Origin of the sequence: Dickeya chrysanthemi NCPPB 402 (genome assembly GCF_000406105.1) — a bacterium.
GTDB classification, from domain to species: domain Bacteria; phylum Pseudomonadota; class Gammaproteobacteria; order Enterobacterales; family Enterobacteriaceae; genus Dickeya; species Dickeya chrysanthemi.
Map to the genome: position 1 here is coordinate 4,170,972 of NZ_CM001974.1, position 12,976 is coordinate 4,183,947.

Annotated in this window: 11 protein-coding genes and 1 pseudogene; 4 read left to right on the forward strand and 8 right to left on the reverse strand. The window is 55.1% G+C overall.

Annotated features, from left to right (window positions below):
• Positions 1–63 precede the first annotated feature (63 nt).
• Complete coding sequence (locus DCH402_RS18435) at positions 64–1,755, reverse strand: NAD(P)/FAD-dependent oxidoreductase (protein ID WP_040002709.1); 1,692 nt, start codon at positions 1,753–1,755, stop codon at positions 64–66.
• Positions 1,756–2,198: 443 nt separating this feature from the next.
• On the opposite strand from DCH402_RS18435, the gene DCH402_RS18440 reads away from it, so the two are divergent.
• The 4 genes from DCH402_RS18440 to DCH402_RS18455 all read left to right on the forward strand — a co-directional run bounded on the left by DCH402_RS18440 (position 2,199) and on the right by DCH402_RS18455 (position 6,194).
• Positions 2,199–3,638 carry a circularly permuted type 2 ATP-grasp protein gene (locus DCH402_RS18440; protein ID WP_040002711.1) on the forward strand — a complete coding sequence of 480 codons (1,440 nt, stop codon included), beginning with the start codon at positions 2,199–2,201 and terminating at the stop codon, positions 3,636–3,638.
• On the forward strand, positions 3,632–4,561 hold the full coding sequence (locus DCH402_RS18445) for an alpha-E domain-containing protein (protein ID WP_040002712.1): 930 nt from the start codon (positions 3,632–3,634) through the stop codon (positions 4,559–4,561). Before DCH402_RS18440 ends, DCH402_RS18445 begins: the two co-directional genes overlap by 7 nt.
• Positions 4,558–5,379 (forward strand): transglutaminase family protein, encoded by an 822-nt coding sequence (locus DCH402_RS18450; protein WP_040002713.1) that lies wholly within the window; start codon positions 4,558–4,560, stop codon positions 5,377–5,379. Before DCH402_RS18445 ends, DCH402_RS18450 begins: the two co-directional genes overlap by 4 nt.
• An 80-nt stretch (positions 5,380–5,459) precedes the next feature.
• Complete coding sequence (locus tag DCH402_RS18455; RefSeq protein WP_040002716.1) at positions 5,460–6,194, forward strand: proteasome-type protease; 735 nt, start codon at positions 5,460–5,462, stop codon at positions 6,192–6,194.
• A 118-nt stretch (positions 6,195–6,312) separates the two neighbouring features.
• Here DCH402_RS18455 and DCH402_RS18460 read toward each other — a convergent pair whose 3' ends face one another.
• From DCH402_RS18460 to DCH402_RS18485, 7 genes and pseudogenes are all read right to left on the reverse strand, one after another.
• Positions 6,313–6,693, reverse strand: a complete 381-nt coding sequence (locus DCH402_RS18460; RefSeq protein ID WP_040002717.1) for a lysozyme inhibitor LprI family protein — start codon at positions 6,691–6,693, stop codon at positions 6,313–6,315.
• Entirely contained in the window at positions 6,690–7,289 is a 600-nt protein-coding gene (locus DCH402_RS18465) for a pesticin C-terminus-like muramidase (protein WP_040002718.1), read from the reverse strand. The genes DCH402_RS18460 and DCH402_RS18465 overlap by 4 nt, the downstream gene beginning before the upstream one ends.
• 59 nt (positions 7,290–7,348) lie before the next feature.
• Positions 7,349–7,829 (reverse strand): annotated as a pseudogene (locus tag DCH402_RS21745) (Hcp family type VI secretion system effector).
• 103 nt (positions 7,830–7,932) lie between these two features.
• Positions 7,933–9,528 carry an ABC transporter ATP-binding protein gene (locus DCH402_RS18470; protein WP_040002719.1) on the reverse strand — a complete coding sequence of 532 codons (1,596 nt, stop codon included), beginning with the start codon at positions 9,526–9,528 and terminating at the stop codon, positions 7,933–7,935.
• Positions 9,525–10,340, reverse strand: a complete 816-nt coding sequence (locus DCH402_RS18475; RefSeq protein ID WP_040002721.1) for an ABC transporter permease — start codon at positions 10,338–10,340, stop codon at positions 9,525–9,527. The genes DCH402_RS18470 and DCH402_RS18475 overlap by 4 nt, the downstream gene beginning before the upstream one ends.
• Positions 10,341–10,367: 27 nt before the next feature.
• Positions 10,368–11,312, reverse strand: a complete 945-nt coding sequence (locus DCH402_RS18480; RefSeq protein WP_015848055.1) for an ABC transporter permease — start codon at positions 11,310–11,312, stop codon at positions 10,368–10,370.
• Between the two features lie 70 nt (positions 11,313–11,382).
• On the reverse strand, positions 11,383–12,924 hold the full coding sequence (locus DCH402_RS18485; RefSeq protein WP_040002723.1) for an ABC transporter substrate-binding protein: 1,542 nt from the start codon (positions 12,922–12,924) through the stop codon (positions 11,383–11,385).
• Between the last annotated feature and the right edge of the window lie 52 nt (positions 12,925–12,976).

Here is a 12,976-nt window from a genome sequence, read left to right on the forward strand (position 1 = left end):
TTAACCATGCCACTCTTGCAATTAAAACCTTGCGCTGTATTTCTCAACTATTCTGGACACAACCTAATAGCAGTAAGCACTGTGCATATCATCCAGCGGGTTACCCGGTAAAAGCGTCCCTCCTGCACTGCGTATAACGGCACAGGCACTGTTCAGTGCCGTCTGCACAGCACCTTCAATCCAACCGCCCGTGAACGAGCAACCACATCCCGCCAGATATAACCCGGTATCTTTTTCTGGTGTATTTACATTCCTGAATTGAAAGAACAGGCGTTGTGAATAAACATCCTCGCCGGGGTAGTTGAGTTTGAAGGCACCGGCTGAATAAGGATCGACCAGCCAGTCATGGTGCAGAACATAACGTTCATAGTCGCCATCGGCAGGGATAAGGTGGCGGGCAAACTCCGGATGTATTTTGGCAAGATCATCAACAAGATACTGACATCGCTGCTTTTTATCAGGGATAGACAACAGCTTATGAGCATCATCCTCCCAGGTATAACTCAGCAGAACCACCCCTGGGCCATCCGGGTTATCAGGTTCGTAGTCAAGACAATAGACACCCCGGATAAACCCGTCAGACTGGATAGTGACGGGCAGAGAATGTTTGAGCCAAAATTTATTCTGGGTGAGCATAAACAGCTTTGACGAACCCGTCAGGTGTGTTTCTTTAACAGCACGAGATATGTCGCGCTCCAGAAAGGTTTCATCACCGGTCAGGCAGTGAACTATTTGCATGGTCCGGGTGCTGCTGGTAACAATCACCCGGTCAAAGGCGTATGTTTGCCCCTTGCCAGAGACAAGTTTTATTTCACCATTTTCTTTATATATTCGTTTTATTTCATTGAAACAGATACGCTCGCTTAGACAGGTATCGCCAATCTTCTGACTTACCAACCGCTCAGCCAACGTGGAAATTCCGCCAATAATCAGGCGTTGGTCATCCTCATAACCGTTGATGACCAGTCGCAAAATTTCAGTAAATCCAGCCTGATAGACGGGCAGGAAACCACCAGACCCGATCCCCAGCGAACCAAAAAGTTCAAAATCATCGGGGCGGCACCACGAGACGCCTCCTGGTGGGGTATTGCTGGTAAACATTGTTACCAGAGCAGAATAAAAAGAGTAATCACGAAATGCATCCAGCCAGGCTTGCCATGCCGTACGCGCCTTATCAAAACAATGTGACTTCAGCATGGCCGTTATGTCTCTTGGCGCAACAAGAGGCACACCATTGTGCAGGTAACCTTCATTCAGTAAAGCCAGCCAGCCTTCATGAACACGGCTGAATAATGACGGTGGGGGATCGCCTGCCGGCCAGATATAGCGGACGCCACGATAATGCAGCTCGGTATCGACCACCCCAGGATCAGGAAAAGAAGCCGTAGTGGTGATGTCAAATCGATTCAAGTAATGGAACAAACAAGTCTCACTGGATGGGAACCGCATTGCGCCCATCTCAGCGATAAGGTGCGGGTAGCGCAGATCAAACACCTGAGACCATGCCCTGCCGCCAACACGACGGTCACGAGCCTCAAACAGCGTAATATCTTTGACGCCGGCCCGCAGCAGCTCGGTCGCCGCCACCAGCCCGCTGATGCCAGCCCCTACAATCGCAACCCGCGGCGTAGGAACGCCTGGGGGAAAATAACCGATGCGACCTTCAGCCTCACTGAGTTGCAGGAAGGGAGCATAGTCATACAACAGATCAACACAAGATGATGAATTTTCCAAGAATGCAGTAGGCTCTGACATTTTCCCACCCAAAAAATAACCAAAAAATTAACAATTTATTTAGTTTTTAAACTTAAATTATTTTTTTATTAGCAAATAAGATAAATCCCAAGCAATAGTTCGCAATTGTAAAATTTACTGTAATAGATGAACGGATACCCAAGCCGCTACGCTCCGCCAGGTTCTTCGCTTCCCGGCCAGCCTGACACTGACGTATCGTTAATTCTGGTCATGACTTAGGCGATAAAAAACAAGACGCTATGTAGCAGTTCTTCTTGCCATCGCACCATCTTCTCGCGTTATTTTCGCTTCATCACCCCGCCATAGCGCAGCCTTCAGGGTAATTCGCACCAACCCGGTGCAATTTTTCGTCGTCTTTAGCGATAAGCACCTCATTTGCCACGCTGGCATGCTTTCTGCATTTTCCGTTGTATCTTCCATCAAGCGGAATGCAGGGGATGACAATGATAAAAATGACGCTTCCGGTCGCACCTTACTACGATGAGATGCTCAGCGCAGAAGGCTCGCAACGCCAGCACTACGACGCCTACTGGCAATGGTTGCAACAGACCGACCAGCACGCTATCCGCCAGAAGAAAGAGCAGGCGGAACTGCTGTTCCACCGGGTGGGGATTACCTTTAACGTGTACGGTGAAGAAGGCGGCACCGAGCGCCTGATTCCATTTGACAGCGTGCCGCGCATCATTCCGGCACACGAATGGCGTATGCTTGATCTTGGCATTCGCCAGCGGGTCAAAGCTCTCAACGCTTTCCTTTACGATATTTACCATCAGCAACACATACTCAATGTTGGAATTGTGCCGCGCGAACAGGTACTGGCCAACGAGCAGTATCAGCCGTGCATGCAAGGCGTCGACCTGCACAACAATATCTACGCCCACATCACCGGCATCGACATGGTGCGCAACAGCGACGGCCGCTATTACGTGCTGGAAGACAACCTGCGCACGCCCTCCGGTGTCTCCTACATGCTGGAAAATCGCAAAATGATGATGCGCCTTTATCCAGACTTGTTCGCCCGCCAGCACATCGCGCCGGTGGAACGCTACCCCAGCTACCTATTGCAGACCCTGCGGGAAAGCACCCACGTCGACGACCCGACGGTGGTGGTGATGACGCCGGGCCGCTTCAACAGCGCCTATTTCGAGCACAGCTTCCTCGCCCAGCAAATGGGGGTGGAACTGGTGGAAAGCGCCGACCTGTTCGTGAAGGAAGGTGCGGTGTACATGCGCACCACCGAAGGCCCGTGCCGGGTGGATGTTATCTACCGCCGCATCGACGACGCGTTCCTCGACCCGCTGGCGTTCCGCGCCGATTCGATGCTCGGCGTACCGGGGCTGCTGTCGGTGTACCGGGCCGGCGGCGTGGTGCTGGCGAACGCCATCGGCACCGGCGTGGCGGACGACAAATCCATCTACCCCTACGTACCGGAGATGATCCGTTTTTACCTGTCCGAGGAGCCTATTCTCGGCAATATCCCAACCTGGCAGTGCCGCAAATCCGACGACCTCGGCTACGTGCTGGCCCATCTCGACAGCATGGTGGTGAAAGAGGTTCACGGCGCGGGCGGCTACGGCATGCTGGTCGGCCCCAAATCCACCCGCCAGCAAATCGACGATTTCCGCCGGCGGCTGTTGGCCAACCCCGGCAACTACATTGCGCAGGACACGCTGGCGCTCTCCACCTGCCCGACGTTTGTCGAGGAAGGGCTGGCGCCGCGCCACATCGACCTGCGCCCGTTCGTGCTGTACGGCGAGGAGATCCGGCTGGTACCCGGCGGGCTGACCCGCGTGGCGCTGACCGAAGGCTCGCTGGTAGTGAACTCTTCGCAAGGGGGCGGCACCAAAGATACCTGGGTGATGGAGGAGGACGAATCATGCTAAGCCGTACCGCCAGCGAACTGTATTGGATGGCCCGCTATCTGGAGCGGGCGGAGAGTGTTGCCCGCGTGCTGGACGTCACCTACAAGCTGTCGATGATGCCGCGTCACAACCAGCAGCAGCATGACCTGTCGCTGCCGCTCAACCTGACGTTTACTCACGAGCTGTTTCAGGAGCGCTACGCCCGCTTCACCATGAATAACCTGCTGAACTTCTTTGCGCTGGACAGCCACAACCCCAGCAGCATCTACAGTTGCATCGAAATGGCGTGGAACAACGCCCACGCGGTGCGCGGCAGCCTATCGTCCGAGGTATGGGAGTGCATCAACACCACCCGCATCGACATCCGTAACCTGCGCCAGTCCGGGGTGGACAAGATCGGCATCGACGCCTTTTTCGACTGGGTGAAAGAGCGCGCGCACCTGTTTCGCGGCGCCATGTTCGGCACCCTGCTGCGCAACGACGCCCAGTGTTTTATCCGCATCGGCACCCTGATCGAACGGGCGTTCGCTACCGCCCAATTGCTGACCATCAAAGATCAGCAACTCAACAACGACCCGGACCCGGTACGCGAATACTACCGGCTCGACACCCTGCTGCGCGCGGTGAGCGCGCGCGAGGCGTACCACAGTATTTACCGTCAGCCCATCAGCCGGGAAACCGTCACCGAACTGCTGGTGCTGCGCAACGACGTGCCGCGCTCGCTGCACGCCTGCGTGGACGACCTTGTACAACAGTTAGAAATGATCGGCAGCGAGCGGGCGCGAATTCCGCAACGATTGGCCCACCTGCTGAACGTAGAACTGCGCTTCAGCTCGATCGACGACGTACTGGCCGACGACCTGCAACGCTATCTCAACCGTTTCCTCACCAAAATCAACGAACTGGCTGACAGCATCCGTCACACCTATCTGGAGGCGCTATGAAACTGACCATCAACCACCTGACGCACTACCGCTATGATGAAGAAGTGAAGTTCAGCACCCAGTACCTGCGACTGACGCCGCAAAGTTCTGCTCGCCAGCGTATTCGGGAATGGAAACTGACCCTGCCGACATCCGCCGTCGCCACCACCGATGCTTACGGCAACCTGATGCACGTGCTGACGCTGGACCATCCTCATCACGACATTCTGATCCACGCTCAGGGCGTGGTGGAAATCGCCGATAATGTAGAAGATCTGTCCGAGGAGAGCGGCGAGTCGCTGTCGCCGCTGGTGTTCCTGCGCGGTACCGAGCTGACCGAGGCGGACGAGCCGATTCGCGAGTTTGCCCGGCGCTATTACCGCGAGGCCGATCCGGCGGGCAGCCTGGAAACGCTGATGGCGGAACTACGGCTGAAAATGCCGTATACTCCCGGCGCCACGCAGGTACACGATACCGCGGCGGCGGCTTTTGCCAAAGGCAAAGGGGTATGTCAGGATCATACCCACGTGTTTCTGGCCTGCTGTCGCAGCCTGCGAATTCCGGCGCGTTACGTCAGTGGTTACGTCTATAGCCGGGATACCGAACACGTGGCGATGCACGCCTGGGCCGAAGCCTGGCTAAACGAGCGCTGGTACAGCTTTGATATCACCAACAATACCCGCCGGCTCAATCAGCACTTGCGGCTGGCGGTGGGGATGGATTATCTGGATGCCTGCCCGGTACGCGGCAGTCGTCTCGGCGGTGGTTGTGAAGAGATGTTTTCCGAGGCTGAAGTGAGCCTGTTTGAGCGACAGCAGCAGGTGCAACAACAGCAATAGTGAGTCCTGTTTAACCCAAACGGTTTGTTAAACCAAACGGTTTGTTAAACCAAAAGGGTTGTTAACTCAAAAGGTGTTGTATGACCTACTGTGTGGCCATGCGTCTGTCTGACGGGCTGGTCTTCGCTTCCGACTCCCGCACCAATGCGGGGGTTGATCACATCGCAACCTTCAGAAAGCTCCACGTATTCCATCAGGAAGGTGAGCGCGTGTTAGTTATCCAGTCGGCGGGTAATCTTGCCACCACCCAAAGCATTATCAGCCTGCTCAAAGCGCGTATCCACGCCCAACATACGCCCAACCTGATGCAAGCCAGTACCCTGTACGACGCCGCCACGCTGGTGGGTGAAACCGTGCGCGAGGTTATCCACCGCGACAGTCTGGCCCAGCAGAACGGTAGCAGCACCAATTTCGGCTGCAACCTGTTGCTTGGCGGCCAGATTGGCGACGAAGCCCCCCGGCTGTTCCACATCTACCCGGAAGGCAACTTTATCGAAGCCACCGTCGACACCCCTTACTTTCAGATAGGCGAGAGCAAATACGGTAAACCGATTATCGACCGGGTGTTGACGATGGATACCCCATTGGAACAGGCCATGTGCTGCGCGCTGATTTCCATCGACTCCACGCTGCGCAGCAACCTGTCGGTCGGCCTGCCGCTGGATGTGATGATGTATCGCGCCGGCAGTTTCGATATCAGCGAACAGCGCCGCATCACCGAAAACGACCCTTACTTCGCCACCATCCGTAAAGCCTGGTCGGAAGGATTGCTGAATACCTTTCGCCAACTGCCGCCGTTTCCGCCACAAGCGTAAGGCAGACGCTATCGTCGGCGGAGGCTTAAGGATGACATATCTACCCTAGCTCATTCGAGTTATCGTAATGAGTTAGGGTATAAAACCGCCCAAGGCACGTCTCATTCCTTTATAAATTTCAGAAAGGGTATTTGTTATAAAAGGCCACTCTCTCCCTGTAGGCTTTAACCATACATTCATTATATGCAATAGAGTATGCTGGCGAATCTTTAATATTTAATAATCCTTCAGCCTTACACTCACTAATACTATATTTCTCCCAGAATAATTTCGCCTCATCAATGGAGGCGATAAAATCATCATAGTTAGCCAAATCGTCACGACGAATACTTTTTATAAAGCCATGATATATATTATTATATTTTTCAGCCTCTTTATGAGACAGCAGTTCCATACAACTCTGAATATAGGCTGTCACCTTTTTGTCATAGCAGGATTGAATCTCATTTGCTTGAGATGAAAATGATAAAAATAAAACAAAAAACACTAGTACTTTCATTTCCCCTCCTTCAAATAGACTATTCTTTTTCTACTTTTATCATAAGCAGCCAAGCTGGGTGTGTTTTTTATAAGCAGAATGACATCTTCAGGCACATTCCTCTCAAAAGAAGGAACATATCTAACTCTCATTGCACCTTGATAGATCATATCAATAAATACATCTTTCATTCTGCTATTCATATCATCCCAAGAAACAGCATTGGAATTTTTATACTTATTATAAAACCCTTTAGCTCTTGTAATATACATAGAAAATGATAGTTTAAACAGATTAGCTTGCTGAGAATGCGTTATTTCGCCGACTTTATCTCTGTTTTGTATCACAAACGCTGAGGCCTCACATCCACGCATCCCTGCGCCTTCTGAGATCGCAATGGCCTTATCTTGTGGAACGCCAGCACTCACAAGATGATAATATGACTCAGTTTGAGTTCTTTGACCAAGATCGAACCCTCTTCCTATTGTCACTCCAGACGCGATATCCTTACAAATAGATGGATTACCTGGCCAATGGATTTTTCTTGAAAAATAGAGACTACCAGGAATATCATCCCCCTCGGCATTGAAGGTAAAGAAGCCATCTTTAATATCCATTTAACTTCCCTATACATTCCCTATTAATTATAAAAAACCAGCCTTAACTCTATTAAATATCACTCATAATCATCATTCCATATACTATACCCAGACGTTCCTGCTGTTTTATGTGACCACTCTATTGACTTGTACTTCAACCGAACCACTTCATATGGCAAAACTTCATTACTATTAATAGAGTGAGGGTAGGAGGATGATACATCCACAATTCTTGCATCTATTAGCTTCAGCTCATAGAAAATCTCTAACTGTCCAGCAGAATTCGTTCTATAAAAAAAAGAAATTAGCAGCAAGCTTCTCATTGGAGGTAATAGACATACCAAGTAATGGTGATGACTTATCTATCGGTTTAGTTAGTTGTATTGGATGATGAGCAATATTATCCTCTCTAGTTATAGAGTGGCTTAATCCTAATACTTGTATCTGGTTCTCATGCCCACTTTGATAGCGATTCCCAATAGAGTCAAAGGTTGAACAACCGGAAGAGATTAATCCCTGTTGGCTTCCCTCTAGGGTTAAATAAATAAGGTGTGACATACAAACGCTCCCTGTCTACTTAGATAATCATAGAATCCACAATAAGAAAACCACCCCAGTATATCCTGCAATATATGGCGCGCAAAGCAAACAAAACCAGATATCACCGTTCCCGCGCCATCACGTCCCGCAGCCAGCCACAGCGCATTTCCGGCACCGCCAGCAGCAGTTGTTGCGTGTAGTCATCCAGCGGCGGCGAGAGCGCTTCCGTCACCGGGCCTTGCCGGACAATATGACCGTGACGCAACACCGCCACGGTGTCGGCCACTTCACGCACCACGTGCAAATCATGGGTGATAAACAGATAAGCGACGCCGGTTTCCTGCTGGATCAGGCGCAGCAGCGCGAGCACGTCACGGGCGACCAGCGGGTCCAGCGCCGAGGTCGGCTCGTCGCAGACGATCAGCGACGGCTGCGCCGCCAGCGCCCGGGCAATACAGACCCGCTGTTTTTGGCCGCCGGACAGCGCGGTGGGGTAACGCTGCGCCATCTCCGCCGGCAACCCCACCTGATGCAACAAATCGCTGACGCGCAAGCGCCGCGCGGTGGCGTCTAGTTGGGTCAGGCATACCATTGCCCGCTCAATCTGCACGCCGACCGGCAAACGCGGGTTGAGCGCCGTATCCGGGTGCTGGTGAATCATCTGGATCGATTGCAGTTGAGCGCGATTGCGCTGCGCCAGTTTCGGCGGCAAGGCGTCGCCATTCAGCCGAATCTCGCCGCCCGCCGGTGCCAGCAGCCCGCACAGAGTACGCCCGAGCGTCGATTTGCCCGACCCAGACTCGCCGATCACCGCCAGCGTGCGCCCGCGCGCCAGTTGCAGCGATACATCCTGCAACACCGGTTGCTGCTGATAACGTGCGCCAAGGTGGCGGATATCCAGCAGGATGTCGTCGGTCGTCGGTTGCGGCACTTTGGGTTCGCCGCGTGCCTGTAACAGTTCGCGGGTATACGTTTCAGTGGGGTTATCCAACAGCGATGCCGTATCGCCGATTTCTACCTGACGACCATGACGCAACACCATGATGCGGTGGCTGATTTGCGCCACCACCGCCAGATCGTGACTGATATACAGCGCGGCCACGCCGGTCAGGCGGATGATCTCGTCAATGGCATTGAGCACCCCGAGCTGGGTGGTGACGTCCAGCGCGGTGGTGGGTTCATCAAAAATGATCAGGTCGGGACCGGAGCACATCGCCATCGCGATCATTGCCCGCTGCAACTGCCCGCCGGATACCTGATGCGGATAACGCTGGAAGAAGGTTTGCGGTTCCGGCAACGACAATTGGGTAAACAGTTCGATTGCCCGTGCAATCGCCTGCTGGCGCGATAGCACACCGTGGCGCACCGCCGTTTCAATCACCTGCTCACCGATGCGTTGCGCCGGGTTGAACGACGCACTGGCGGATTGCGCCACATAGGCGATGCGCGCACCGCGCACCCGCCGTAGCTGCCGCTCCGATAACGCGGCCAGATCGCTGTGTTTATCGTCGTTCTGAAACCAGATATGCCCGCTGTCGATACGCATACCGTGACGACAGTGACCAAGAATCGCCTGGCCGATGGTGGACTTACCCGCACCGGACTCGCCAATCAACCCCAGCACTTCGCCTTTATTGAGGGTAAAGCTGATGTCCTGCACCAGCGCCCGCCCGCCCGCGACTACGCACAACTGTTCAACCCGCAGCAACTCACTCATGACGGCCTCCGCCAGTTACGCCCATCGCGGCTTAACAGCCAGTCGGCCACCACATTGAGCGACACCGCCAGCAGGGCGATGGCCGCCCCCGGCACCAGCGCCGCCCACACGCCAAACAGAATGCCGTCTTTGTTGTCGCGCGCCAGCCCGCCCCAGTCGGCGGTCGGCGGCTGAATCCCCAGCCCGAGAAACGACAGCGCCGACAGGAACAGTAAAATGAAAATAAAACGCAGTGCGAACTCCGCCACCAGCGTGTTGCGTGCATTCGGCAAAATCTCACGCCACAGGATCCACCCCATCGACTCGCCGCGCAGTCGCGCCACCTCGATAAACTCCTGCGTGGCGATATCCACTGCCAGCGCGCGCGACACCCGTAGTACGCGGGTGGCTTCCAACACCCCTAAAACCAGAATGATGATCACGGTGCTTTTCGGCAGCATCGCCAGTACCACCAACGCCAGAATCAGCGTAGGGATCGCCATCAACACATCGTTGACGCGGGAAATCAGTTGATCGACCCAGCCGCCGCACACTCCCGCCAAAAAACCCAGCCCGGTGCCCAGCACAAACGCCAGCGCCGCCGCCAGCGCCGTCACGACTAACGACGTGCGGGTGCCCCAGATCAAACGGGAAAACAGGTCGCGCCCGATATTGTCGGTACCGAGCCACGCCTGCGGCATCGGCCCCAGCCAGGCGCCGCCGACCACCTTATCGGCCGGGTAAGGCGCAATCCAGGGCGCCAACAGCGCTACGCCGATAAACAGGCTCAGCCCCAACAGGCCAAGCACCACGGAAGGTTTTACAGCAGGCATGTGCAGATATCCATTCGGTTGACGGCTTTACCGCCGGGCATGACGCAAGCGGGGATTCGCCATCAGCGACACCACATCCGCCAGCAGATTCAGCAGGATGTAAATCGTCGCCAGCACCAGCGCGCAGCCCTGAATCACCGGCATATCGCGTTTGCTGATGCTATCGACCATGTACTGCCCCAGCCCCGGGTAAACAAACACGCTTTCAACGATCACCACCCCTACCATCAGGTAGGCCAGGTTAAGCACGATAACGTTGATGATCGGCCCCCAGGCATTCGGCAGTACGTGGCGCAGCAGGATAGCCGAAGGCGACATTCCTTTCAGCAATGCCGTATCGACATAAGCGGCATTTTGCGCGCCTATCAGCGCCGCACGGGTCATATTGCTCATGTGGCCCAACACCGCCAGCACCAGCGTCATGCACGGTAGCGCGATAGCGGTCAGATGCGCGCCGAGCGGCATATTGTCGCTGACGTTGCTGTTGCTCGGCAGCCAGAACAAGGTGATGGAAAAAATCAGAATCAATAAATAGCCGGAGAAAAATTCCGGCAAGGCCACCGCGACGCGGGTAAACAGGTTGAGTAGCCGGTCCAGCCAGCTCCCCTGATAACGCACCGACAGAAAGCCTATCAGCAGCGCCAGCGGCACCGCGACCACCGCCGTACACCCGGCCAGAAACAGCGTGTTTTCCAACCGGTACGCCAGCACCGGCGCGATAGCCTGACGGCTGGTAAAGCTCTGGCCGAAATCACCGCCGAGCACGCCCCACAACCAGCCGAGATAACGGGAAAACGCCGGTTGATCCAGCCCCAACTGCGCATTGAGCGCTCGTACGGCTTCCGGCGTCGCCGTCTGCCCGAGAATGGCGGTCGCAGCGTTGCCCGGCAGCAGTTGGATACCGGCGAAAATCAACACCGATACCACCGCCACCATCGCCACCCCCGCCAGCAGACGCCGCAGAATCAGCATCAGCAGCGGGTAGCGGTCAGTCCATTGAGCAAGACCCGTCCATCGGTGAAGAGTCGTCACATTACCTGCCTCAGGCCAGCCATACTTTTTCCGCTGCGCGGTTGCCGCTCAACGGGAAGCCCGGAATGGCATTCAGCCCTTTCACTTTGGTACTGCAGGCGTCGAGCGCATCAGCATACAACGGGATGATTTCGCTGCTCTGATCCACCAGCATCACCTGAATGTCATGGTAGATTTGGCGACGTTTTTCTTCGTTCGCTTCGCCGCGTGCCGCACGTACCAGTTGGTCGAACGCATCATTCTTCCAGCCGGATTCGTTCCACGGCGCCTGGCTGGTGAACACCAGCGACAGCAGCGCATCGGCAGTCGGGCGTACCGACCAGTTAGAGGAAACGAACGGTTTTTTCATCCATACATTGTCCCAGAACGCATCATCCGGCACACGCTCCACATTCAGCGGAATACCGGCTTTCTGCGCCGACGCCTGATACAACTGACCGGCATCTACCGCGCCGGGGAAACCGGCATCGGCGACGGACAACGTCAGCGGACCGCTGAATCCGGCTTTCTGCCAGTGCCATTTGGCTTTCTCCGGGTCGTACGGACGCTGGGGAATGTCTTTGGCGAAGTAACGATTGGACGGGAAAATCGGGTTATCGTTAGCCACGCTGGCATAGCCGCCCAGCACGGTATCGATAATCTGCTGGCGATCGATGGCGTATTTCAGCGCCAGTCGGCCATCCTGGTTGTTAAACGGCGCCACATTGCTCAAACCCGGGAAGGTGAAAATCTGGCTGTCGCGCGAACGCAGCAGTTGCAAGGTCGGCATGTTCTGAATGCGCCCGACGATACGCGGGTTCACGCGGTTGATAATGTGCGCCGACCCGCTCACCAGCGCCGCCACCCGGGCGGTAGAGTCGTTCATCGCCAGCGTTTCGACCGAATCGACATGGCCGCGCGCGCTGTTCCAGTGATTCGGGTTGCGTTTCACCAGCGTGCGCACACCCGGCTGGAAGCTCTCCAGAATAAAAGCGCCGGTGCCGATGCCTTTGTCGAAATTCTCGTTTTCCGGGGTAATGGCGAAGTGTACGTCGCTCAGCAGCGCGACGAACTCCACGTTCGGCTCGCTCAGGCGGATGGTCACTTGATGGCTGTCGGTCGCGTCCATCGCCACCACCGGATCCAGATACCCTTTCACCGACGAGCTGGACTGCTCGCCGCGGTGATGGTTAAGCGAATAGATCACGTCTTTGGCGCTGAGCGTGCGGCCATCATGGAACTGCACGCCTTTACGGATATTCAACACCCAGGTACGCCCGCCGTCCTTGCTGTCCCAGGATTCGGCCAGCGACGGCACCAGCTCGCCTTTTTCGTCCAGCTCCAGCAGGTTATTAAACAGTTGGGAGCCCACGAAATACATATAGGTTTCAAACCAAAACGCCGGGTCAAGACGGTCGGTGCTGGAGGCATTATCCACCCCGACAATCAGGTGACCGCCTTTTTTCGGTTGTTCGGCGGCGTCCGCCCCCCAGGCGGCGCTCAGCGGCCAGCCGGTAGCCGCCGCCGCGACGGACAAGGCGCAGGCACTTTTAATAAAATGACGACGATTCATGTTGTGTTCCCTTCGTGAGTGCTCATCCTGTACGGATGATTATTATCGTTAT